The following is a 21,424-nucleotide window of genomic DNA, read 5'->3' as shown; positions in this document are numbered from 1 at the left end:
CGGGCAAGCGCGCGAAGAGGCCAGAAAGGCCACTACAACTCATCAATTCCCAGAAACGCCCGCGCCGTCCCATCCCCGGTAAACCGCGCCTGCACACCGTGCTCGCTGCCATACAACCGCAGCGCCAGGCAAAACGGCGTATCTCCCAGCTCCACCCAACGCCGCGTCCCCGCCGGCACCACCAACCGGTCACCCTTCTCGCACAGCACCGAATACACCCGGTCGCCCAAACGCAGGCCAACCTGCGCACGGCCGCTGACTACGGCAAACACCTCTTCGGCATCATGCACATGTTCATCGCGCACATCGACCTGCGCCGGGTCTTCACCGTCGCGGTTCAACAGCACGAATGCCTTGCAGCCATGCACCGTCATCAACTGGTCCAGATGCTCACGGCATGCGTCCAGCACCTCACCTTCGGCCGTACCAGGGCGCACCCGCAAGCCATGCCCGGCATGCACAAAACGCACGCCCTGCTCGGCCAGGGTGGCGACGATATCGTCGTGGTGCGTCAGCACCTTGTTCGGCAGTTCCGGGCTGGAGGGGTGGAAAACGCTGAGAATGCTCATCAGGGGCGGGTCCTGGTCGGTTGCGAACAAAGGGCAATGATAACGGCTGCGGCCAAGGCTGCGGCACTGGCCATACCAAAGGTGAAGGTGGGGCCCAGCAATTTCCAGCTGTAGCCCGAATACAACGCCCCCAATGCGCCCCCGGTACCCGACAGTGCCGCATACAGCGCCTGGCCCTGACCTTGTTGGCGGGCGCCAAAGCTGGCCTGCACGAAGGCGATGCTGGCGGCATGGAAGCAGCCAAAGGTGGCCGCGTGCAGCAACTGGGCAAAGATCAGCACGGCCGGCTCACCTGCCAGGTTGCCCAGCAACAGCCAGCGTACGGCCGCCAGCAGGAAACTGGCCAACAACACCCGCTGCACGCTGAAGCGGGCAAACAGGCGGCTCATGACCATGAACATCAGCACTTCGGCCACCACCCCCAGCGCCCACAGCAAGCCGATGGCTCCACGGCTATAGCCCAGGTGCTCCAGGTGAAGGGTCAGAAAGGTGTAGTAAGGCCCATGGCTGAGCTGCATCAGCGCCACGCAAGCGTAGAACGCGATCACCCCGGAGGCGCGTAACTGCTGCAAAAAGCCCCCGTCGCTGCTGCGCTCACCTTGCTCCACCGGCTGGGCATTGGGTACCCACAGGCTGGCGGCGACAATGCCGGCCATGATGGTGACCAGCGCCACCGGGTAGATGTCCAGGCTCAACCATTCGAACAGGCGGCCCAGGCCGACCACGGTCAGGATGAAGCCGATCGAGCCCCACAGGCGCACCTGGCTGTAGCGCGACGTTTGCCCGTGCAGGTGGGCCAGGGTAATGACCTCGAACTGGGGCAGTACCGCGTGCCAGAAGAACGCGTGCAGGGCCATTACCAGCGCCAGCCACGCGTAACTTTTGCCGAAGAAGATCAGGGCGAAGGTGGCCAGGGTGCACAACGCCCCCAGGCGCACGATCAGCAGGCGCTGGCCGGTGCGGTCGCCCAGCCAGCCCCACAGGTTGGGGGCAACGCAGCGCATCAGCATGGGGATGGCCACCAGCTCGCCGATGCGTGCTGGGGAGAAGCCCAGGTGGTCGAAGTACAGCGCCAGGAAAGGGGCAGTGGAGCCTAGCAGCGCGAAGTAGAAGAGATAGAAGCTGGACAGGCGCCAGTAGGGGATCGGGGGCATGGGATGGCCTTGTGTAGACCTGTTCCGGCCCTATCGCCGGCAAGCCAGCTCCCACAGGATTACCACAGGCCTGGGCATTGCGGGGTACCTGTGGGAGCTGGCTTGCCGGCGATAGGGCCGGTGCAGGCGAATCAGCGCTGGCCCAGCACCGGGGTATTCACCTTCACATCAGCATTCTGCGCACGGTGACGCAGCAGGTGGTCCATCAGCGCGATGGCCATCATCGCCTCGGCGATCGGCGTAGCGCGGATGCCCACGCACGGGTCGTGGCGACCTTTGGTGATGACGTCCACCGGGTTGCCGTCGATGTCGATCGAACGGCCCGGGGTGGTGATGCTGGAAGTCGGCTTCAATGCCAGGTGAGCAACGATCGGCTGGCCCGACGAAATGCCACCCAGGATGCCGCCGGCGTTGTTGCTGAGGAAGCCTTCCGGGGTCAGCTCGTCACGGTGTTCGGTACCACGCTGGGCCACGCTGGCGAAGCCGGCGCCGATTTCCACGCCCTTGACCGCGTTGATGCTCATCAGCGCGTGGGCCAGCTCTGCGTCCAGACGGTCGAAGATCGGTTCGCCCAAACCCGGCATCACGCCTTCGGCCACCACGGTGATTTTGGCTCCCACCGAATCCTGGTCCCGGCGCAGCTGGTCCATGTAAGCCTCGAGCTCCGGTACCTTGTCCGGGTCGGGGCTGAAGAAAGCGTTCTGCTCCACCGATTCCCAGGTCTTGAACGGGATTTCGATCGGGCCCAGCTGGCTCATGTAGCCACGCACGGTAATGCCCTGGGTGGCCAGGTACTTCTTGGCAATGGCACCGGCAGCCACGCGCATGGCGGTTTCGCGGGCCGAACTGCGGCCACCACCGCGGTAGTCGCGGATGCCGTACTTGTGATGGTAGGTGTAGTCGGCGTGGGCCGGGCGGAACAGGTCCTTGATGGCCGAGTAGTCCTTGGACTTCTGGTCAGTGTTGCGAATCAGCAGGCCGATCGAGCAGCCCGTGGTACGGCCTTCGAACACGCCAGAGAGGATTTCCACCTTGTCGGCTTCCTGACGCTGCGTGGTGTGCCGGCTGGTGCCGGGCTTGCGCCGGTCGAGGTCGTGCTGCAGGTCGGCCAGGGAAATCTCCAGGCCCGGTGGGCATCCATCGACAATGGCGACCAACGCCGGGCCATGGCTTTCGCCAGCGGTGGTGACAGTGAACAGCTTGCCGTAGGTATTGCCGGACATGGACGCTCCGCGAGTTCTGCCTGAGGTGAACGAAAGCAGGCAGTATACAGATGGATTGCCCGCCTGTGCTGGCCTCTTCGCGGGCTTGCCCGCGAAGCGGACGAACCTGCCGTGCACTGCCAGAGAACCTTCCCGAAAACATTGGGTCAAACCACCATCTCCCCATGTAGTACCGCATGATGTCGCGCCTCGTCGCCCTGCTCTTCCTGCTGTGCACCAGCCTGGCCCAGGCCGCCGCCCCCACCGTGCTGCAACGCCCCATCGACCTGGACACCGGCCAGGGCGTGCTGCACGGCAGCCTGCTGTTGCCGCAACAGGCCACGCCGCCGCCGGTGGTGCTGATCATCGCCGGCTCCGGCCCCACCGACCGCGATGGCAACAACCCGGCGTCAGGCCGGATCGACAATCTCAAGCGCCTGGCCCTGCTGCTGGCCAACGAGCACATCGCCAGCGTGCGCTACGACAAGCGCGGGGTGGCCGCCAGCCAGCCGGCCACGCCTGACGAGCGTGACCTCAGCGTGGAGCGCTATGTCGCGGATGTGGTCGCCTGGAGCCACAAGCTGAAAGCCGACCCCCGCTTCGGCCAGCTGATCCTCGTTGGCCACAGCGAAGGCGCGCTGATCGCCAGCCTGGCCGCCGAGCAGGCAGGTGCCAGTGCGGTGATCACCCTGGCCGGCAGCGGGCGGCCGCTGGCCGAAGTCCTGCGCGAACAGCTGGCCCGTCGCCTGCCGCCAGCGCAACTGGCCGGTGGCAACGCCCTGCTCGACCGCCTGCAAGCCGGGCAGACCAGCCTGGAAGTGCCCGCGCCGCTGCGCCAGGTGTTCCGTCCCAGCGTGCAGCCGTACCTGATTTCGCTGTTTCAGCAAAACCCGGCAGCCGCCTTTGCCCGCCTGCCCATGCCCGCCTTGATCGTGCAAGGGCGCAACGATGTGCAGGTGGATGTGGCCGATGCCGAACGGCTGAAGGCAGCCAAGCCGGATGCACAACTGGTGCTGATCGACGGCATGAACCACATGCTGCGCATCAGCCCCAAAAGCATGAGCCAGCAGCGCGACAGCTACCTCAACCCAGAACTACCGCTGGCACACGAGCTGGGTGAGCGAATTGTGACGTTCATCCAGCATTTGCCTTCCGCGTAAAGTAATCGGGCTCAGGTCCTTGGCAAGCCTGCCGATACAGCAGGCATAGCCGAGGACTTGCCCTGATGACAATAGCCCCTGCCGCCGTAGAGCCGGCCGAAGAGCCCCAGCCAAGCGCCGCCCTGCCCTGGGCCGACCTTGGTGCCGAACATTTCCAGTTGCTGCGCCTGGCAGCCCTGCCCACCGACCGCAGCACCGGCGCGCGGCCGCTGCGCTTTGTGCAGTTCGGCTATGCCGAGCGCCACGACAAGGCACACAGCCTGTTGCGCATGGAGATCCAGCTGCCCGGACAGAAAGTGCACAAAGAGCAGAACCGCCTGGACATCCGCGTCGACCATGCCGAGCGCCTGGTACGTATCGGCAATGAACAGGGCCTGCAACTGGAACCGGTGAACCGTGGTATCGGCCGCTTCATGCTGGCCCAGGCCGTGCAGTGGCTGCAGCGCAAGTGGTCGCACTATCGGGTGGAGGGCATGGCGCTTCCAAGCAAGGATGCGCTGAACGAAGACTCGCGCCTACGCCGTGACCACTGCTTGCGCGGGGTGGGTATCGAGGTGGAATACGAGGACAGCCAGCATTTGAAGGGCCGTACCGTGGACATCACCGTGGGCCAGCTCAAGGCCGCCTGGAGCAGCGAGCGCCTGCAGCGGGTGGAGATTCTGGATGCCGCCAACCTGCTGCAGCAGGCCGACCAGCAGTTGCAGGAAAAGGAAGGGCAACTGCGCGAGCGTGATGAGCGGGTGGCCAAGTACCAGCGCGAAGACGGCGGGTTGCGCTTTACCATTACCTGCCTGGTGGCGTTTGCGGTGTTTCAGGCGGGGTTGTTGATCTGGATTGCCACGCGCTGAGGCATCTCTGATGTGCTCGCCGTGACATTTTCTGCGTTTGGGAGATCGAGCGCCGCCCGCGCGGCGTATCGCGAGCTGCGCTCGCTCCTACGTTTGTTTCTGGCCAGTAACGCCTGTTACAGGCGCGCACGACCGTCTTGTTGGTACGGCGCGATATAGCGTCATGCGCCAAGGCGTACGCGCGCAAATCCCACAGGAATAATTGGCCCGAAACAAACGTAGGAGCGAGCGCAGCTCGCGATGCGCCGCGCGGGCGGCGCTCGATCTCCCAGACTACGCAAATATCAAGGCGGCCCCTAGACCCGGGCTTTGAACAGCTCCTGGTGCTGACGGCACTGCTCAGCGGTCAGCATGAACACCCCATGCCCGCCCCGCTCGAATTCCAGCCAGGCAAAGTCCACCTCAGGGTACAGCGCCTCGACATGCACCTGGCTGTTGCCCACCTCGACAATCAGCAAGCCCTTGTCAGTCAGATGGTCTGCCGCTTCGGCCAGCATGCGCCGCACCAGGTCCAGGCCGTCGTTGCCGCAGGCCAGGCCCAGCTCGGGCTCATGGTGGTACTCGGCCGGCATGTCGTCGAAGTCTTCGGCGTCGACATACGGCGGGTTGGACAGGATCAGGTCGAAACGCTGCCCCGGCAGGCCGCCAAAACCGTCACCCTGCACGGTGTACACACGGCCGTCGAGGCCGTGGCGTTCGATGTTCTGGTTGGCCACCTCAAGCGCCTGGAACGACAGGTCGGCCAGCACGACCTCTGCCTCGGGGAACACTTCGGCAGCTACGATGCCGATGCAGCCCGAGCCGGTGCACAGGTCGAGAATGCGCGCCGGCTCGCTGGCCAGCCACGGCTCGAAGCGTTTTTCGATCAGTTCGCCAATGGGTGAACGCGGTACCAGTACCCGTTCGTCGACGATGAACGACATGCCGCAGAACCAGGCCTCGCCCAGCAGGTAGGCGGCAGGCACGCGTTCTTCAATGCGGCGTTTGAGCAGGTGCTGCAGGCGTACCCGCTCGTCGTCCTCGAGCATGCAGTCCAGGTAGCTGTCGGCCACCTCCCATGGCAGGTGCACCGCCCCCAGCACCAGCAGGCGGGCCTCGTCCCAGGCGTTGTCGGCACCGTGGCCGAAGAACAGGTCGTGCTCGTGGAAGCGGCTGACCGCCCAGCGGATGTAGTCGCGCAGCGTGCGCAGACGGGATGTGATCACGGGGTACTCCTATTTCAGACCGGACAAAAGTCTAACAGCCCCACCCGCACATTTGTTCCTTTGCCTTACCCAAAGGCTAGCCACAGGCCAGTAACCATGCCGCTTGCGTTGTCAACCATTCCCATTGGCGCCAAGGCAGGGGACAATAGGTATACAAAAGCCCTATCCAAGGAGCCCTTGATGTCCGTTCCAACCACGATGTTCCGCCTCACTGGCCGCGACTACCCGCCGGCCAAGCTGAGCCACGCCAGCCTGATCATCATCGATGCGCAAAAGGAGTACCTCAGTGGTCCCCTGCAGCTGTCGGGCATGGACGAGGCCGTGGCCAACATCGCCAGGTTGCTCGACGCCGCGCGCAAAAGCGGCCGTCCGATCATCCATGTACGCCACCTGGGCACTGTCGGTGGCCGCTTCGACCCACAGGGCCCGGCCGGCCAGTTCATTCCGGGGCTGGAGCCCCAGGAAGGCGAAATCGTCATCGAAAAGCGCATGCCTAACGCGTTCAAAAACACCAAACTGCACGAAACCCTGCAGGAGCTCGGCCACCTGGACCTGATCGTCTGCGGTTTCATGAGCCACTCCAGCGTCAGCACCACCGTGCGCCGCGCCAAGGACTATGGTTACCGGTGCACCTTGGTGGAAGACGCCTCGGCAACCCGCGACCTGGCCTTCAAGGACGGGGTAATCCCGGCCGCACAGATCCACCAGTGCGAAATGGCCGTGATGGCCGACAACTTCGCTTGCGTGGCCCCCACCGCCAGCCTGATCTAAGGGGCTGGGCACGACCGCCCGGCAGCCGGGCGGAACCCGATGGGCGGCAGCAGGTCGAATTCCGGATATCCACAGAGGAGAGCGGAATGAAGCTTAAAGGCAGTTTCGACGCCAAGCGCCTGCGCCCGCGCCAACCGCGTAACTGGGGCGCCCGCCTGGCGGCCGGCCTGTCGGCCCTGCTGGCGACCTTGGGCGTGCTGCTGGCCATGGCCGGTGTTGCCGGCCTGCTGGGTAACTACCCTGCCCTGCAAGAACTCAATGCCAACAAGCCGCTGTCCAGCATCCTCACCGGGGCTGGCTTGTTACTGCTTTGGCTGGGTGTGCGGTTTTGGCGGCGCAGCCGTATTCGCTTGCGTCGTGGGCGGGAGTTGAACCTGTCGCCGCACCTGATGAAGAAGCATGATTGATGGCTTGGTATCACCTACGCCCCACAGTCGCGTAAACTACGCCACCCACGTGGAGGCATCATGCAAGACGACGATTTTTCCCTGTTCAAGGCCGAAGTGCGCGGCGTAAAGCAAATCCGCCACGACCGTGCCGAAGTCGGCAAGCCCAAGGCCGACCGCCAGCAGCTGGCCGGCCTGCGCCAGGCAGCGACAGTGCGCAGTGACAAGGCCCTGGTCATCGACGGCATGTCCGATCAGTTCGTTATCGACGTTGGCGCCGAAGACGAACTGATGTGGCGCCGCGACGGCGTGCAGGAAGGCCAGTTGCGCAAGCTGAAACTGGGGCAAATTCCGTTCGAAGGCAGCCTCGACCTGCACGGCATGACCGTGGAAAAGGCCCGCGAAACCCTGTGGGACTTCATCGCCGAAGCCACCAAGCTGGAAGTGCGCTGCGTGCGGGTGACCCACGGCAAGGCCGCGCGCCTGGACGGCAAGCGCCCGATGATCAAGAGCCACGTCAACACTTGGCTGCGCCAGCACCCGCAGGTGCTCGGTTTTGCCTCGTGCAGTGCCCGCCACGGCGGCACCGGCGCGGTGTATGTGATGCTCAAGCGAACCATGCTCGAAGGCCGCGACGAGTAACGCCGCGCTTGCAGCGCCGCCCGCACCGCCGTACCCTTCGTTTTTGCGATTTTTTCCCACAGGTAGATCCATGTCCCTGGAACAGAACTACACCGAGATCCTCAGCCAGATTGGCGAGGACGTCTCCCGTGAGGGCCTGCTCGACACGCCCAAGCGGGCTGCAAAGGCGATGAAGTACCTTTGCCGCGGTTATGAGCAAACACTGGAAGAAGTCACCAACAACGCTTTGTTCAGCTCTGACAACAGCGAAATGGTGCTGGTCCGGGACATCGAGCTGTATTCGATGTGCGAACACCACATGCTGCCGTTCATCGGCAAGGCACACGTTGCCTACCTGCCCAAGGGCAAGGTACTGGGCCTGTCCAAGGTTGCGCGTATCGTCGACATGTACGCCCGCCGCCTGCAGATCCAGGAAAACCTCAGCCGCCAGATCGCCGAGGCCGTGCAGCAGGTAACCGGTGCCGCCGGCGTGGCCGTGGTGGTCGAAGCCAAGCACATGTGCATGATGATGCGCGGTGTAGAGAAGCAGAACTCGACCATGATCACTTCGGTGATGCTGGGTGAGTTCCGCGAGAACGCCGCCACCCGCAGCGAGTTCCTCAGCCTGATCAAGTGATTGGCTGCTGACCCCAAGCCGACCCCGCCGGGTCGGCTTTTTCATTTCAGGAGTTGCCCATGATCGTCAAAGCCCTGCGGGTTGGCCTCGGCCAGCTCATCGTGTTCGGCGACTGGATCAGCCGCCCGGCCAAGCGCAAACGCGAAGCCGCCGCCCAGGCCCGCGTCGAGCAAGCGGCCAAGGGCCTGGCGCTGTACCAGTTCCACGCCTGCCCGTTCTGCGTCAAGACCCGCCGCACCCTGCACCGGCTGAACGTGCCGGTGGCACTGCGCGATGCCAAGAACGACCCGGTGCATCGTCAGGCCCTGCAAGAGGGTGGCGGCCGGGTGAAAGTGCCGTGCCTGCGGATCGAGGAAGGTGGCAAAGTGACCTGGATGTATGAGTCCAAAGCCATCATTGCCTACCTGGATGAGCGGTTTGCTTCGGCCTGATAATTTGTAGTTTTCCTGTACCGGCCTCTTCGCGGGTAAACCCGCGAAGAGGCCAGTACAGGCTAAAGATCAACCCACCATCGGCACATGCCGCGGGTGGCTGCTGACCCGCTCCAGCCAGGCCCTTACCGCCGGATAATCGGCCAGATCGAACCCGCCCTGCTGCGCCACATGGGTATAGGCATACAGCGCCACATCGGCAATCGAATACTGCTCACCTACCAGGTACGGCGTCATCTGCAACTGCCGCTCCATCACCTTCAGTGCCTTGTAACCCCCCTTGTGCAGCTTGCGGTACTCCTCCAGGCGCTCGTCCGGCAGCCCCAGGTAGAACTGGATAAACCGGGCCACGGCAATGTACGGCTCATGGCTGTACTGCTCGAAGAACTGCCACTGCAGCACCTGGGTACGCAAACGCGGTTCGCTGGGCAGGAACTCGCTGCCATCGGCCAGGAAGTTGAGAATGGCATTGGACTCCCACAGGTAACTGCCATCTTCCAGCTCCAGCACCGGCACCTTGCCGTTAGGGTTCATCGCCAGAAACTCGGGCGTTTCGGTCTCGCCCTTGAGGATATCCACCGGGTGCCATTCATACGGCCGGCCCAGCAGGCTCAACATCAGCTTGACCTTGTAGCAGTTGCCCGACTGGTAGTCGCCATAGACCTTGTACATTGCCCCTCCCCTTCCAAGCAGTTTTGCATTTGTGCCCAATAGTTGGCGACTGTACGGCTAAAAGCAATGGCCGCTGTATGGCAAGGATCAACCTTGCGCGCTGTAGTCTGAAAAAACTGCTTACACCTTTACAAGGACTTTGTTCATGACCGATGCCACCTCCGCACGCCTGCGGCCCCTGGCAGACAGCTCCCCGTCGGCGGTCGTCGCCGGCTTTATCGCCATGCTCACCGGCTATACCAGTTCGCTGGTGCTGATGTTCCAGGCCGGCCAGGCAGCCGGGCTTACCACTGCACAGATTTCGTCCTGGATCTGGGCGCTTTCAATCGGCATGGCGGTGTGCAGCATCGGCCTGTCACTGCGCTACCGCACACCGATCACCATCGCCTGGTCCACCCCCGGTGCCGCCTTGCTGATCACCAGCCTGGGCGGCGTGAGCTATGGCGAAGCCATTGGCGCCTACATCACCTGCGCCGTGCTGGTGCTCATCTGCGGCCTGACCGGCAGCTTCGAGCGCCTGGTCAAACGCATCCCGGCTTCGCTGGCCTCGGCGCTGCTGGCGGGCATTCTGTTCAAGATCGGCAGCGAAATCTTCGTTGCCGCACAGCACCGCACGTTGCTGGTGCTGGGCATGTTCTTCAGCTACCTGCTGGTCAAGCGCCTGTCGCCGCGCTACTGCGTGCTGGCCGCGCTGCTGGTGGGCACTGCGTTATCCGGGGCCTTGGGCCTGCTGGACTTCAGCGGCTTCCACCTGGAAGTGGCCAAACCGGTATGGACCACGCCGAGCTTCTCGCTGGCGGCCACCATCAGCATCGGCATACCGTTGTTCGTGGTGGCCATGACCTCGCAGAACATGCCCGGCGTGGCTGTGCTGCGTGCCGACGGCTACCAGGTGCCGGCCTCGCCGCTGATTTCGGCCACCGGCTTTGCCTCGCTGCTGCTGGCACCTTTCGGTTCGCACGGGGTAAACCTGGCGGCGATCAGCGCGGCGATCTGCACCGGGCCGCACGCCCATGAAGACCCGAGCAAACGCTACACCGCCGCGGTGTGGTGCGGGATTTTCTACGGCATTGCCGGCGTGTTCGGGGCGACCTTGGCGGCGCTGTTTGCGGCGTTGCCGAAAGAGCTGGTGCTGTCGATAGCGGCGCTGGCGCTGTTCGGCTCGATCATGAACGGGCTGACCGTGGCCATGAGCGAGGCGCGTGAGCGTGAAGCGGCAGTGATTACCTTCATGGTGACGGCTTCGGGGCTTACGTTGTTCTCGATTGGCTCGGCGTTCTGGGGGATTGTGGCGGGGGTACTGGCCTTGTTGATCCTCAACCCGCGTAGGGTATGACGGTAGATTGGCGTTGGGGTTGAGATCGAGCGCCGCCCGCGCGGCGCATCGCGAGCTGCGCTCGCTCCTACGTTTGTTTCGGGCCAGTAATGCCTGTGGCAGGCGCGCGCGACCGCCCTATTTGTACGACGCGATATCGCGCCATGCGCCAAGGCGTCCGCGCGCAAATCCCACAGGAATAATTGGCCCGAAACAAACGTAGGAGCGAGCGCAGCTCGCGATGCGCCGCACGGGCGGCGCTCGATTTCAAAACCAACAGAAATCCCAAGGCCAACACTACAACCTGAAATGCCCCACCATCCCCTTCAGGTCGGTGCCCAACTGCGCCAGTTGCACACTCGACCGGGCATTGTCCTGCATTGCCAACGCCGCCTGGTCCGCACTGCCGCGAATCTGCGTGACACTGCGGCTGATCTCTTCCGCCACCGAGCTCTGCTGCTCGGCCGCTGCGGCGATCTGCTGGTTCATCTGCTGAATCAATGAAACCGCCGCAGCAATGCTGCCCAGCGCGCTTTCGGTCTGCAGCGCATCAGCCACTGCCAGGCGAACCAGTTCGGTGCTGCCACGGATCTGCGCCACCGACTGCTGGGCGTTGCCACGCAGGCTGGCAACCAGCACCTCGATCTGCTCGGTAGACTGCCGGGTACGCCGCGCCAACGCGCGCACCTCGTCGGCCACCACGGCAAAACCACGCCCCTGCTCGCCAGCGCGGGCCGCCTCGATGGCGGCGTTCAGCGCCAGCAGGTTGGTCTGCTCGGCCACGCTTTTGATCACTTCGAGCACGTCGCCAATGGTATGGATTTCGGCACTCAGGCTGTCGATGCCGGCGCTGGCTGTTTCCGCTGCCGCCGCCAATTGCTCGATGCGCTGCATGCTCTGGCGTACCACCTGCTGCCCCGACTCGACCTTGTCGTCCGCCGCTTGGGCCGCCTGCGCGGCTTCCTCGGCATTGCGCGCCACATCGTGCACGGTGGCAGTCATCTGCTGCATGGCGGTGGCCACCTGCTCGGTTTCCTCCTTCTGGCTGCCCACCTCACGGTTGGTCTGCTCGGTTACCGCCGACAATGCCTGGGCGTTGCCCGCCAGTTGCTCGATGCCCTGCTGCAAGCCACTGACAATGCCCGAAAGCCCCGCTGCCATCTGTTGCATGGCCTGCATCAGCTGCCCCACTTCATCACGGCGCGGCGCCTGGGCGTCAAAGCCCAGTTCGCCAGCGGCAATGCGCTGGGCACGGGCGATCACATGCTTGAGCGGGCCGACCACCGCGCGGGTGATCAGCCAGGCGGCCAACACACCCACCAGCAGCGCCAAGCCGGTGGCCAGGGCAATGGCCACGGCATTACGCTGCAGCTCGCCCTGCAGGGCCTGCTCCTGCCCGAGGTAGGCTTGGTCGACCTTCCCGGTGACTTGCTCGGCACTGGCCTGCAGCTGGGCTTTGAGCCCCTGCTCGCGGGCCAGCTGGTCGGTGTATTCGTTGAGCTTTTCCGAGAAGCTGCCAATGTGCCCGGCCACCTCACCCAGTACACTCTGATAACCGGCATCACTGACCGCGCCCTGCAACTGGCCCACCAGGCTGGCGGCCTCCACCGTCTGGGCAATACGTTCCTGGCTTACGCCCTCTTCACCCTTGCGGCTTTTTTCCAGGCGTACCCGCGCTTCGTCCATGGCCTGCAACATCAGCCGTGACACCTGCGCCACCTGCGCAGCCTGCTCCAGAAACTCGCCGCCCTGCTGGCCCTGGGACTGTTTGAGGGTGTACACACCGTCATCGGCCAGGCCGGCCTGCAGCACATCGAGGTTATTGGCCACGCTGGACACCGACCAGCTGGCCATGTCCAGCGCCAGCTCCTTGGCCTGCACAGCCTCCACAAAGGCCTCGAATGCCTGGCCGTAGGCGGTCAGGTCGCTTTGCGCCGCCGCCAGCGAAGGCAGACCACGGGCGCGCTCGGCAAGGCCCTGCAGGCCGTTGCGCAAGGCCTCGGCCTGCTGGATGTCGGAGCGCAAGGCAAACGCCTGCTCGTGCTGGCGTAAGCGCAGCAGGTCGGTATTGAACTGGGCCAACTGGCGCAAACTGTCAAAACGCTGGGCAACGCTGTGCAAGGCAGCAATGCCGATGGCCGCCACTGCCAGGGTAAGCACCAGCACCAGGGCAAAGCCCAAGCCGAGTTTGCGGGCCATGCCCAGGTTGGCCAGCACACCGTGCTTGCTCGCGCCCATCGCCGACTCCCCTTCTGCGTGTAAGGTTATCCCGAGGGCCAAGGGTGGCAACGTTGCCAACCGATGAACAAGGGCCTGGCGTCAGAATAGTGTCAAATAGCTATGTGCGTGTCGTTTTCAGCTTGGCAGAGGTCGCCCTGCATGCCGGAGGAAAGCCTGAACACGGGAATCCTGCCCGTAAGCGACATTGATACGCAGCCAGGCTGCTGGCCTCGCCGTGGCAATCAACGGCGCTGCCAGGCACAGTATCGGCTCAGATCGCCGTCGCCCCACCGTCCACTGTCAGGCAATGCCCAGTGGTAAACGCCGCGCCGTCGCTGCACAGGTACAACACGGCGCTGGCAATTTCCTCGACCTTGCCGATCCGCCCCACCGGGTGCATGGCGGCGGCGAACTCGGCTTTGCGCGGGTCCGCCTCGTAGGCACGGCGGAACATGTCGGTGTCGATCACTGCCGGGCAAACGGCGTTCACACGGATGCCCTTCTTCGCGTACTCGATGGCCGCCGACTTGGTCAGGCCAATCACCGCATGTTTGCTGGCACTGTAAATGCTCATCTTCGGTGCCGCCCCCAATCCCGCCACCGAAGCGGTATTGACGATTACCCCACCGCCCTGGGCCAGCAACAAGGGCAGCTGGTATTTCATGCACAACCACACACCCTTCACGTTCACACCCATGATGGCATCGAACTCGGCCTCGCTACCCTCGGCCAGGCGGTTTTGCTCTATTTCGATGCCGGCGTTGTTGTAGGCGTAGTCCAGCCGACCGTATGCGGTAATCAGCCGCTCATGCAACTGACGCACCTCGGCGTCGCGGGTAACGTCGCAGGCAATGAACAGCGCGTCGCCGCCCGCCGCGTGGATCAGCGCCACGGTGGCTTCGCCGCCAACCGGATCGAGGTCGGCTACCACCACTTTCAGGCCCTCACGGGCAAACGCCAGGGCAGTTGCCCGGCCGATACCGGCGGCGGCGCCGGTAACCAGGGCTACCTGGCCAGAAAAGGTCATGCTCATCGCGTGCTCCTGTGAGGGTTGGCTGGGGTTCAGAGCATAGTCAGCCACCGCAGGGCCGGGCAGCATCATCACACCAGCGGTTGGGCTACCATGCTTGTCAGTGATGTTACGGACCTGGCTACATCAACAAGGTAGATTGAACGCCTGACTCTCTCCACTGCCCACAAGGACCCGCCATGACCCAGACCAACCGCCGTTTCCTGCTCGCCAAACGCCCGGTCGGCGCCGTGCGCCGTGATGACTTCAACTTTGAGACCGTACCCACCGAACAACCCGGCGAAGGCCAGGTACTGGTGCGCAACCTGTACCTGTCACTGGACCCGGCCATGCGTGGCTGGATGAACGAAGGCAAGTCCTACATCCCGCCTGTGGCCCTGGGCCAGGTGATGCGTGCACTGGGCGTGGGCGAAGTGGTCGCCTCCAATCACCCCGCCTTCAAGCCGGGCGACCATGTAAGCGGCGCCCTTGGCGTGCAGGACTACTTCACGGGCGAGCCCCAGGGCCTGCACAAGATCGACCCCAATCTGGCGCCCCTGCCCCGCTACCTGTCGGCACTGGGCATGACCGGCATGACCGCCTATTTCGCCCTGCTGGACGTCGGCCAGCCAAAGGCCGGCGACACCGTGGTCATTTCCGGCGCGGCCGGTGCGGTGGGCAGCATTGTCGGGCAGATCGCCAAGGTCAAAGGCTGCCGCGTGGTCGGTATTGCCGGCGGCGCCGAGAAGTGCCAGTACCTGAAGGACGAACTGGGCTTTGACGGGGTGATCGACTACAAAGCCGAAGACGTGCTGGCCGGCCTCAAGCGTGAATGTCCCAAAGGCGTGGACGTGTACTTCGACAACGTGGGCGGCGACATCCTCGATGCCGTGCTGACCCGCATCAACTACAAGGCCCGTATCGTGATTTGCGGCGCCATCAGCCAGTACAACAACAAAGAGGCCGTCAAAGGCCCGGCCAACTACCTGTCGCTGCTGGTGAACCGTGCGCGCATGGAAGGCTTTGTTGTGATGGATTACAGCAAGGACTACGGCAAGGCCGCACTGGAGATTGCCGGGTGGCTGGCCAGTGGGCAGGTGAAGAGCAAGGAGGATGTGGTGGAGGGACTGGAGACGTTCCCGGAGACCTTGCTCAAGCTGTTCAGCGGGGAGAATTTTGGCAAGCTGGTGTTGAAGGTCTGACTAGGTTGGGCTCGCAACCAGTTTGCTGACGCTGGTGATCTGCTTGTTCCAAACCATTTCGTAATGGCAGGACTGCACGATTGACGCCACCGGACGTGGCGTCATCAGTGCCCAGCAGGTATTGCCCGGCGAGCGAACGGAGTGGTATCGAAGCCCTGGCGCCATGAGCTTTTTCACCGATGCACCCATAGACCGGGAAACGGTGTAATCGTCTGGCGCATAAATAGCGTGCGATACCGGCAACACCGTGGCATCCAGCACGCCGGTTTCATCGAAATGGCACACCAGGCCACGGAACACGAACCGCTCATAATTCAGCCCCGGCACATTGCGCCAGTAGGCCTGCTGATGGTGCCGAACCTCCGCCACCGCCGTTTCCATGCTGTCGGCGAGGTAAAGCACGCCAAAGGCGCCATCCGCGAACCTGGAACCCTCCGGGTTCACGTGCGTGAACGGCGCTGTTGCATACGCACACCCCGTAATTCCAAAAGGTATTTCGCTACGGGGTATCAAATTCAGATTACCCAACTCATTCTGCAGACGCGGATTGGTGAGGGCCTGGAGAGCGTAGAGGATGTCGAATTCCTCTTCACTGGCCACGTCATCGAACAAAGCGATGGGCGGAAACTTCGAGTTCACCAGGCGATATGACTTGATGATCCCGCTACCCGGCACAGGACACAGGCTGACAGGCTCTACCACTGCGCACCCCGCATTGCATCAATGCGGCGGAAGGTTTCATAGAGCTGGATGAACGAACCTAGCGCCATCACCTCCAACGGCGAACGCCCGTCGAAGAACGGGTTGTGATTGTTCATGGATGGGAAGCCATACACATTATCCGGGTTGTCGAAAATGGTGCGCAGGGTTGCGTGAATGTTAAGCACCACGCTGATCCGAGCCAGTTGATCGTCGTCCAGGCTCATCGCCCGCTCAGGGCTTTTGACCCGGGTATGGGTGCTGCGCGAAATGCGTAGCACGCGCTCGATCTGCCTGGCCGTGGCGCCCCACTTTTCCATGATGTTGACCGCTGCGCGCAACCCGATGACACCCATTTCCTTTGTCGAAGCGGATTGCTTGTTGACCGCCCGGTTCATGAGCGTGGCTCCTTGTGCATGATCTACAGATACAAAATTATACTTATAAGATCTCCAGATCAACCCACGGAGCTGCGAAGCCCGCCCTGCAGCGGCTTGAACTGCCACTACCGCATCAGGGTTTCCTGGCCATCACGACCAGCGGGTTGCACTTGGCCGCCAGGCCTGAACACACAAAAAAAAGGCCAGCACCTGCGTGCTGGCCTTTTTTGAACGCGGGCTACTTACCCACGAATCTCCGCCACCACCGCCGCCAGCGCCTGCGCAGGGTCCGCAGCCTGGCTGATCGGCCGGCCAATCACCAGGTAATCCGAACCTGCATCCAGCGCCTGGCGCGGGGTGAGAATACGGCGCTGGTCATCCTGCGCACTGCCCGCCGGGCGAATGCCTGGGGTCACCAGCTGCAGCGACGGGTGCGCCGCCTTCAGCGCCGGGGCCTCCAGCGCCGAACACACCAAACCGTCCATGCCCGCCTTCTGCGCCAGCGCAGCCAGGCGCAGCACCTGCTCTTGCGGGTCGATATCCAGGCCGATACCGGCCAGGTCTTCACGCTCCATGCTGGTCAGCACGGTCACGCCAATCAGCAACGGCTGCGGACCGCTGCGCTTGGCCAGTTCTTCACGGCAGGCGGCCATCATGCGCAGGCCACCGGAGCAATGCACGTTCACCATCCACACCCCCATCTCGGCGGCTGCCTTGACCGCCATGGCGGTGGTGTTGGGAATGTCGTGGAACTTGAGGTCCAGGAACACTTCGAAGCCTTTGTCGCACAGGGTTTCGACAATGCCCGAAGCGCTGCTGGTGAACAGCTCCTTGCCAACCTTCACCCGGCACAGCGCAGGGTCAAGCTGGTCAGCCAGCTTCAGGGCGGCCTCACGGGTAGGGAAATCCAGGGCGACGATCAGGGGCGTCTGGCAGGCGGACATGGGCAGGGTCTCTTGGCAAGTCGAAAACGGCGCGCATTGTAAACGAAGTGACGCAGGCTTTGGGGCCCACGGGTCACGGAATTGGCCCGACGGCGGCTGGCTCCTATAATTGAACCAACGGAACGGGCTACTGCTCAAATTTCGTACAAGCAATGCTCCCCCCGTTTAAGGAGAACGACAATGCCCTGGTATGCCTGGCTGATCCTCATCATAGCCCTCGGCTCCATCGTCGGTGGGCTGATGATGCTGCGCGACACGGCAAAAAAACTGCCCCTGACCGAAGAACAACTGCGCAAGGTGCAAGAGCGCAATGCCGAAGCGGATGCGAAGGATGCGCAGGACCGGTAAAAGGTTAAAGCCACGGGTTAAAACCCAAGATGACGGGCGATTTTTTGACGCCCACAAAAGCAATGGCTAAGCCATTGTTTTATTGAATTTTTATAACTATTGACCCTGCCCCTCAACCTATAAAGCCGCCCCCACATAAATCACCCATTCAACAATGAACGTGGTGACTGCAGAAGCGGCCTTGAGCCGCGATGGGCTGCAAAGCAGCCCTTGTCGTCCCCGTTACTCCACCATCACCTTATCCCGGTTGCGCTCCAGCAACGCATTCCCGATCCCCTTTATCTCCAGCAGCTCATCCACCGAAGCGAACGGCCCATTGGCCTCACGGTAGGCCACGATGGCCTCGGCCTTGGCCTTCCCGATGCCGTTCAGCTCCTTCTGCAAGGTCAGTGCATCAGCCTTGTTCAGGTCCAGCCGTGGCGCCTCCTGCGCCTGCATCTGGGCCACAACCGGCACCGGCTCCGGCACCGCCGTGGCACTGGCAGGTGCCGCGCTAAGGGAGAACGACAGGCTGGCGAACAGCGGCAGCAGCAGGTACGACAGAACGTTGTTACGCATGAGTGAACACTCCTTGGGTTGGTCATTTTCCAGCAGCCGTTTTCCTTCGACTGCGCAATCAACCCTAGCGGTTCTGCCATTTTGCAAACAGGCACTTGGCCTGGTTAATCGTTACCGAATCAAACATTAAAAAAACCAACTTCGACCACCCAAAAATGATGGCGTTCAGCCATATTTCGAGTTAACTTCATGAAAAAAAAGCGATGGCAAATCGCCGCTAGGTAAATTCCCGTTTAACCTGGCTTTCATTCAGACCAAAAGCTGTTGTTTTTCCTACAAGCCTTGCCGGACAAGGCCCCCACCCGTTCGTCGCATACGATAGTTATATTGACTTCGTTGGCATGATGCCTGTATGGGATCAAACAATCGTTTTATCCGATATATATAACCAGCATCGGATCCAATCTCTAGATACTTATGGGAAAATCCCCTCGCTCAAGGGAAAAAAACGTGCCAGACGGGATGCCATAGTGATGACAAAATGATAAATTCGCGGCCATAGGACAACCGCTTCGCTTGAAGGATCCGAGCAGAATGAATTTTTTTTCACCTCTCCCCCACTGGCCCTGCCCGATTTCTGTCGTGCCGCGCCAGCCAGGCCCCCCTCGGCCGACCTGAGCAACACCCGGATCCTCGCGTTTAGCAGTCGTTCCAACCGCCTTCACTCAATACACAGAAGACCGTCGCCGTGTCCCTCAAGACCCTCATCGTATTTGGCACCCGCCCAGAAGCCATCAAAATGGCACCACTGGCCCTCAACCTTGCCCAGGACGACCGTTTCGAGTCGCGCGTCTGCGTAACCGGCCAACACCGTCAGATGCTTGACCAGGTACTGGAGCTGTTCGAGATCACGCCCGACTACGACTTGAACATCATGAAGCCAGGCCAGGACCTGACCGACGTGACCACTGCCATTCTGCAGGGCTTGAAGCCTGTGCTGGCCGAGTTCAAGCCCGACGTGGTGCTGGTGCACGGCGACACCGCTACAACGCTGGCCACCAGTCTGGCCGCCTACTACCAGCAGATTCCGATCGCTCACGTGGAAGCAGGCCTGCGCACCGGCAACCTGTACTCGCCATGGCCGGAAGAAGGCAACCGCCGCCTGACCGGCGCCCTGGCCGCCCTGCACTTCGCGCCAACCTCCACCTCGCAGGACAACCTGCTGCGTGAAGGCACTGACGCCGCGACCATCTACACCACCGGCAACACGGTGATCGATGCGCTGCTGGAAGTCGTCCGCAAGCTGGAAAGCCCAGCCCTGAAAAACCAGTTCGAAGCCCAGTTCAGCTTCCTGAACCCTGAACGCCGCATGGTGCTGGTCACTGGCCACCGCCGCGAAAACTTTGGTGGCGGCTTCGAGCGCATCTGCCAGGCGCTGGTAGACACCGCGCGTCAATTCCCTGACGTGGATATCGTCTACCCGGTGCACCTCAACCCGAACGTGCGCGAACCGGTGAACCGCCTGCTGGCCGACGTCAACAACATCCACCTGATCGAACCGCTGGACTACCTGCCGTTCGTGTACCTGATGACCCGCTCGTACCTGATCCTCACCGACTCCGGCGGGATCCAGGAAGAAGCCCCTGCCCTGGGCAAGCCGGTACTGGTCATGCGTGACACCACCGAGCGCCCGGAAGCCGTGGCTGCCGGCACCGTCAAGCTGGTGGGTACCGATGTGGAATCGATCACCGAGAACCTGGCAAAACTGCTCACCGACGATGCGACCTACCGCGAGATGAGCTTCGCCCACAACCCCTACGGCGATGGAAAAGCGTGCGCGCGAATCCTCGACGCACTTTCCGCATTCTCTAACTCCAAGGACGCAGCATGAGCTTCAACAAGATTTCCGTCGTAGGCCTGGGCTACATCGGCCTGCCAACCGCCGCCGTTTTCGCCGCCCGCAAAAAGCACGTGATCGGTATCGATGTGAACCAGCACGCGGTCGACACCATCAACCGTGGCGAAATCCACATCGTCGAGCCTGAGCTGGACATGGTGGTTCACGCTGCCGTAACCGAAGGCTACCTGCGCGCCTCCACCGTGCCAGAAGCTGCCGACGCCTTCCTGATCGCCGTGCCGACCCCGTTCATGGATGACCACCAGCCGGACCTGAGCTACATCGAGTCCGCCAGCAAGGCCATCGCGCCCGTGCTGAAAAAAGGCGACCTGGTCATCCTGGAGTCCACCTCCCCGGTCGGTGCCACCGAGCAGATGGCCTTCTGGCTGGCACAAGCCCGCCCGGACCTGAGCTTCCCGCAAACCCACGGTGAAGACTCCGACATCCGCATTGCCCACTGCCCTGAGCGCGTACTGCCAGGCCACGTGCTGCGCGAACTGGTATACAACGACCGCATCATCGGCGGCATGACCAAGAAGTGCTCGGAAGCGGCCGTACGCCTGTACCGCACCTTCGTTGAAGGCGAGTGCATCGTCACCAACGCCCGCACTGCCGAAATGTGCAAGCTGACCGAAAACAGCTTCCGTGACGTGAACATTGCCTTCGCCAACGAACTGTCGATCATCTGCGACAAGCTGGACATCGACGTGTGGGAGCTGATTCGCCTGGCCAACCACCACCCACGCGTCAACATTCTGCAGCCTGGCCCGGGTGTTGGCGGCCACTGCATCGCGGTAGACCCATGGTTCATCGTCAGCCAGACCCCAGAGCAGGCTCGCCTGATCCGCACTGCCCGTGTGGTCAACGACAGCAAACCTGAGTGGGTGATCGACAAGGTCAAGATGGCCCTGGCCAACTTCCTGATCAAAAACCCGGGCAAGTCGGCCCAGCAAGTGAAAATCGCTTGCTACGGCCTGGCCTTCAAGGCCGACATCGACGACCTGCGCGAAAGCCCGGCCCTGAGCATCGCCGAGCGCCTGGGCAACGAGCTGGAAGCCACCCTGCAACTGGTCGAGCCGAACATCGAAGCCCTGCCGCAGCGCCTGGCGCGCCACGAGCATGTGGAATTCGACTTTGCCCAGGACAGTGCCGACATCCACGTGCTGCTGGTGAAGCACCGCGAATTCCGCGGCACCTTCAACGTACGCGACGCGGCCTTTGTGATCGACGCCGCTGGCGTTACCCAGGCCTGATGG

23 protein-coding genes and 1 pseudogene are annotated in these 21,424 nt (G+C 62.6%); 12 read left to right on the top strand and 12 right to left on the bottom strand.

The window, feature by feature from the left end:
* Window positions 1-32: 32 nt before the first annotated feature.
* The 3 genes from ACF8MI_RS07730 to aroC form a co-directional block, all read right to left on the bottom strand.
* Window positions 33-569: an oxidase gene (locus ACF8MI_RS07730; protein WP_104834172.1), complete on the bottom strand. Its 537-nt coding sequence runs from the start codon at window positions 567-569 to the stop codon at window positions 33-35.
* A complete protein-coding gene (locus tag ACF8MI_RS07725; protein ID WP_392517453.1) occupies window positions 569-1,723 on the bottom strand; it encodes an MFS transporter in 1,155 nt (384 codons plus the stop codon). Before ACF8MI_RS07725 ends, ACF8MI_RS07730 begins: the two co-directional genes overlap by 1 nt.
* Window positions 1,724-1,854: 131 nt before the next feature.
* Window positions 1,855-2,946, bottom strand: a complete 1,092-nt coding sequence (gene aroC / locus ACF8MI_RS07720) for a chorismate synthase (protein ID WP_392517452.1) — start codon at window positions 2,944-2,946, stop codon at window positions 1,855-1,857.
* Window positions 2,947-3,122: 176 nt separating this feature from the next.
* Here aroC and ACF8MI_RS07715 point away from each other — a divergent pair, with 176 nt between their 5' ends.
* Together ACF8MI_RS07715 and ACF8MI_RS07710 are read left to right on the top strand one after the other, a co-directional pair.
* Window positions 3,123-4,085, top strand: a complete 963-nt coding sequence (locus tag ACF8MI_RS07715; protein ID WP_392517451.1) for an alpha/beta hydrolase — start codon at window positions 3,123-3,125, stop codon at window positions 4,083-4,085.
* A gap of 65 nt (window positions 4,086-4,150) precedes the next feature.
* Window positions 4,151-4,933 (top strand): hypothetical protein, encoded by a 783-nt coding sequence (locus tag ACF8MI_RS07710; protein WP_060497500.1) that lies wholly within the window; start codon window positions 4,151-4,153, stop codon window positions 4,931-4,933.
* A gap of 296 nt (window positions 4,934-5,229) precedes the next feature.
* On the opposite strand, the gene prmB is transcribed toward ACF8MI_RS07710, so the two are convergent.
* Window positions 5,230-6,138 carry a 50S ribosomal protein L3 N(5)-glutamine methyltransferase gene (gene prmB, locus ACF8MI_RS07705; protein WP_392517450.1) on the bottom strand — a complete coding sequence of 303 codons (909 nt, stop codon included), beginning with the start codon at window positions 6,136-6,138 and terminating at the stop codon, window positions 5,230-5,232.
* A gap of 180 nt (window positions 6,139-6,318) precedes the next feature.
* Between prmB and ACF8MI_RS07700 the strand changes: the two genes are divergently transcribed.
* From ACF8MI_RS07700 to ACF8MI_RS07680, 5 genes are all read left to right on the top strand, one after another.
* Window positions 6,319-6,909 carry a cysteine hydrolase family protein gene (locus ACF8MI_RS07700; protein WP_016715064.1) on the top strand — a complete coding sequence of 197 codons (591 nt, stop codon included), beginning with the start codon at window positions 6,319-6,321 and terminating at the stop codon, window positions 6,907-6,909.
* 86 nt (window positions 6,910-6,995) lie between these two features.
* On the top strand, window positions 6,996-7,316 hold the full coding sequence (locus tag ACF8MI_RS07695; protein WP_016715063.1) for a hypothetical protein: 321 nt from the start codon (window positions 6,996-6,998) through the stop codon (window positions 7,314-7,316).
* Window positions 7,317-7,376: 60 nt separating this feature from the next.
* Window positions 7,377-7,937, top strand: coding sequence for a Smr/MutS family protein (locus ACF8MI_RS07690; protein ID WP_016715062.1), 561 nt, complete (start codon window positions 7,377-7,379; stop codon window positions 7,935-7,937).
* A 70-nt stretch (window positions 7,938-8,007) separates the two neighbouring features.
* Entirely contained in the window at window positions 8,008-8,553 is a 546-nt protein-coding gene (folE, locus tag ACF8MI_RS07685; RefSeq protein WP_012271077.1) for a GTP cyclohydrolase I FolE, read from the top strand.
* A gap of 59 nt (window positions 8,554-8,612) precedes the next feature.
* Entirely contained in the window at window positions 8,613-8,984 is a 372-nt protein-coding gene (locus tag ACF8MI_RS07680) for a glutaredoxin domain-containing protein (RefSeq protein WP_060497503.1), read from the top strand.
* 69 nt (window positions 8,985-9,053) lie between these two features.
* Here ACF8MI_RS07680 and ACF8MI_RS07675 read toward each other — a convergent pair whose 3' ends face one another.
* Window positions 9,054-9,656: a glutathione S-transferase family protein gene (locus ACF8MI_RS07675; protein ID WP_012271075.1), complete on the bottom strand. Its 603-nt coding sequence runs from the start codon at window positions 9,654-9,656 to the stop codon at window positions 9,054-9,056.
* Window positions 9,657-9,801: 145 nt separating this feature from the next.
* Here ACF8MI_RS07675 and ACF8MI_RS07670 point away from each other — a divergent pair, with 145 nt between their 5' ends.
* Window positions 9,802-10,992, top strand: coding sequence for a benzoate/H(+) symporter BenE family transporter (locus ACF8MI_RS07670; RefSeq protein ID WP_060497504.1), 1,191 nt, complete (start codon window positions 9,802-9,804; stop codon window positions 10,990-10,992).
* Between the two features lie 276 nt (window positions 10,993-11,268).
* Here ACF8MI_RS07670 and ACF8MI_RS07665 read toward each other — a convergent pair whose 3' ends face one another.
* From ACF8MI_RS07665 to ACF8MI_RS07655, 3 genes and pseudogenes are all read right to left on the bottom strand, one after another.
* Window positions 11,269-11,973 carry a methyl-accepting chemotaxis protein gene (locus ACF8MI_RS07665; protein ID WP_373873697.1) on the bottom strand — a complete coding sequence of 235 codons (705 nt, stop codon included), beginning with the start codon at window positions 11,971-11,973 and terminating at the stop codon, window positions 11,269-11,271.
* Between the two features lie 204 nt (window positions 11,974-12,177).
* Window positions 12,178-12,657, bottom strand: a pseudogene (locus ACF8MI_RS07660) (methyl-accepting chemotaxis protein); the annotation flags it as partial.
* An 805-nt stretch (window positions 12,658-13,462) separates the two neighbouring features.
* Window positions 13,463-14,224, bottom strand: a complete 762-nt coding sequence (locus ACF8MI_RS07655) for an SDR family oxidoreductase (protein ID WP_060497506.1) — start codon at window positions 14,222-14,224, stop codon at window positions 13,463-13,465.
* A 176-nt stretch (window positions 14,225-14,400) separates the two neighbouring features.
* On the opposite strand from ACF8MI_RS07655, the gene ACF8MI_RS07650 reads away from it, so the two are divergent.
* Window positions 14,401-15,402: an NADP-dependent oxidoreductase gene (locus tag ACF8MI_RS07650; RefSeq protein WP_060497507.1), complete on the top strand. Its 1,002-nt coding sequence runs from the start codon at window positions 14,401-14,403 to the stop codon at window positions 15,400-15,402.
* Here ACF8MI_RS07650 and ACF8MI_RS07645 read toward each other — a convergent pair whose 3' ends face one another.
* The 3 genes from ACF8MI_RS07645 to pyrF all read right to left on the bottom strand — a co-directional run bounded on the left by ACF8MI_RS07645 (window position 15,403) and on the right by pyrF (window position 17,425).
* Entirely contained in the window at window positions 15,403-16,104 is a 702-nt protein-coding gene (locus ACF8MI_RS07645) for an RES family NAD+ phosphorylase (RefSeq protein ID WP_082426328.1), read from the bottom strand.
* Window positions 16,098-16,499, bottom strand: coding sequence for an antitoxin Xre-like helix-turn-helix domain-containing protein (locus ACF8MI_RS07640; RefSeq protein ID WP_060497508.1), 402 nt, complete (start codon window positions 16,497-16,499; stop codon window positions 16,098-16,100). The genes ACF8MI_RS07645 and ACF8MI_RS07640 overlap by 7 nt, the downstream gene beginning before the upstream one ends.
* A 224-nt stretch (window positions 16,500-16,723) precedes the next feature.
* Window positions 16,724-17,425: an orotidine-5'-phosphate decarboxylase gene (pyrF, locus tag ACF8MI_RS07635; RefSeq protein WP_019096946.1), complete on the bottom strand. Its 702-nt coding sequence runs from the start codon at window positions 17,423-17,425 to the stop codon at window positions 16,724-16,726.
* Window positions 17,426-17,605: 180 nt separating this feature from the next.
* On the opposite strand from pyrF, the gene ACF8MI_RS07630 reads away from it, so the two are divergent.
* Entirely contained in the window at window positions 17,606-17,773 is a 168-nt protein-coding gene (locus ACF8MI_RS07630) for a DUF2897 family protein (protein ID WP_392517449.1), read from the top strand.
* Between the two features lie 222 nt (window positions 17,774-17,995).
* Here ACF8MI_RS07630 and ACF8MI_RS07625 read toward each other — a convergent pair whose 3' ends face one another.
* Window positions 17,996-18,331 carry a ComEA family DNA-binding protein gene (locus tag ACF8MI_RS07625; RefSeq protein WP_016715053.1) on the bottom strand — a complete coding sequence of 112 codons (336 nt, stop codon included), beginning with the start codon at window positions 18,329-18,331 and terminating at the stop codon, window positions 17,996-17,998.
* Between the two features lie 688 nt (window positions 18,332-19,019).
* Here ACF8MI_RS07625 and wecB point away from each other — a divergent pair.
* A complete protein-coding gene (gene wecB / locus ACF8MI_RS07620) occupies window positions 19,020-20,162 on the top strand; it encodes a non-hydrolyzing UDP-N-acetylglucosamine 2-epimerase (protein ID WP_019096947.1) in 1,143 nt (380 codons plus the stop codon).
* Window positions 20,159-21,421 carry a UDP-N-acetyl-D-mannosamine dehydrogenase gene (gene wecC / locus ACF8MI_RS07615; RefSeq protein ID WP_392517448.1) on the top strand — a complete coding sequence of 421 codons (1,263 nt, stop codon included), beginning with the start codon at window positions 20,159-20,161 and terminating at the stop codon, window positions 21,419-21,421. Before wecB ends, wecC begins: the two co-directional genes overlap by 4 nt.
* The last annotated feature ends 3 nt before the right edge of the window (window positions 21,422-21,424 follow it).

Origin of the sequence: Pseudomonas sp. yb_9, from assembly GCF_043103635.1 — a bacterium.
Taxonomy (GTDB): Bacteria; Pseudomonadota; Gammaproteobacteria; order Pseudomonadales; family Pseudomonadaceae; genus Aquipseudomonas; species Aquipseudomonas monteilii.
The sequence above is the reverse complement of the archived record's forward strand: the minus strand, read 5'-3'. Positions and strand labels throughout refer to the sequence as shown.

What these genes read in the sequence shown, in the direction of transcription:
- ACF8MI_RS07725 (WP_392517453.1), bottom strand. Translation starts at nt 1,723, where the DNA reads ATGCCCCCGATCCCCTACTGGCGCCTGTCCAGCTTCTATCTCTTCTAC.
- ACF8MI_RS07730 (WP_104834172.1), bottom strand. Translation starts at nt 569, where the DNA reads ATGAGCATTCTCAGCGTTTTCCACCCCTCCAGCCCGGAACTGCCGAAC.
- ACF8MI_RS07700 (WP_016715064.1), top strand. Translation starts at nt 6,319, where the DNA reads ATGTCCGTTCCAACCACGATGTTCCGCCTCACTGGCCGCGACTACCCG.
- ACF8MI_RS07670 (WP_060497504.1), top strand. Translation starts at nt 9,802, where the DNA reads ATGACCGATGCCACCTCCGCACGCCTGCGGCCCCTGGCAGACAGCTCC.
- folE (WP_012271077.1), top strand. Translation starts at nt 8,008, where the DNA reads ATGTCCCTGGAACAGAACTACACCGAGATCCTCAGCCAGATTGGCGAG.
- wecC (WP_392517448.1), top strand. Translation starts at nt 20,159, where the DNA reads ATGAGCTTCAACAAGATTTCCGTCGTAGGCCTGGGCTACATCGGCCTG.
- ACF8MI_RS07690 (WP_016715062.1), top strand. Translation starts at nt 7,377, where the DNA reads ATGCAAGACGACGATTTTTCCCTGTTCAAGGCCGAAGTGCGCGGCGTA.
- ACF8MI_RS07665 (WP_373873697.1), bottom strand. Translation starts at nt 11,973, where the DNA reads ATGACTGCCACCGTGCACGATGTGGCGCGCAATGCCGAGGAAGCCGCG.
- ACF8MI_RS07630 (WP_392517449.1), top strand. Translation starts at nt 17,606, where the DNA reads ATGCCCTGGTATGCCTGGCTGATCCTCATCATAGCCCTCGGCTCCATC.
- aroC (WP_392517452.1), bottom strand. Translation starts at nt 2,946, where the DNA reads ATGTCCGGCAATACCTACGGCAAGCTGTTCACTGTCACCACCGCTGGC.
- ACF8MI_RS07695 (WP_016715063.1), top strand. Translation starts at nt 6,996, where the DNA reads ATGAAGCTTAAAGGCAGTTTCGACGCCAAGCGCCTGCGCCCGCGCCAA.
- ACF8MI_RS07655 (WP_060497506.1), bottom strand. Translation starts at nt 14,224, where the DNA reads ATGAGCATGACCTTTTCTGGCCAGGTAGCCCTGGTTACCGGCGCCGCC.
- ACF8MI_RS07625 (WP_016715053.1), bottom strand. Translation starts at nt 18,331, where the DNA reads ATGCGTAACAACGTTCTGTCGTACCTGCTGCTGCCGCTGTTCGCCAGC.
- ACF8MI_RS07710 (WP_060497500.1), top strand. Translation starts at nt 4,151, where the DNA reads ATGACAATAGCCCCTGCCGCCGTAGAGCCGGCCGAAGAGCCCCAGCCA.
- pyrF (WP_019096946.1), bottom strand. Translation starts at nt 17,425, where the DNA reads ATGTCCGCCTGCCAGACGCCCCTGATCGTCGCCCTGGATTTCCCTACC.
- ACF8MI_RS07680 (WP_060497503.1), top strand. Translation starts at nt 8,613, where the DNA reads ATGATCGTCAAAGCCCTGCGGGTTGGCCTCGGCCAGCTCATCGTGTTC.
- ACF8MI_RS07650 (WP_060497507.1), top strand. Translation starts at nt 14,401, where the DNA reads ATGACCCAGACCAACCGCCGTTTCCTGCTCGCCAAACGCCCGGTCGGC.
- ACF8MI_RS07675 (WP_012271075.1), bottom strand. Translation starts at nt 9,656, where the DNA reads ATGTACAAGGTCTATGGCGACTACCAGTCGGGCAACTGCTACAAGGTC.
- ACF8MI_RS07715 (WP_392517451.1), top strand. Translation starts at nt 3,123, where the DNA reads ATGATGTCGCGCCTCGTCGCCCTGCTCTTCCTGCTGTGCACCAGCCTG.
- ACF8MI_RS07640 (WP_060497508.1), bottom strand. Translation starts at nt 16,499, where the DNA reads ATGAACCGGGCGGTCAACAAGCAATCCGCTTCGACAAAGGAAATGGGT.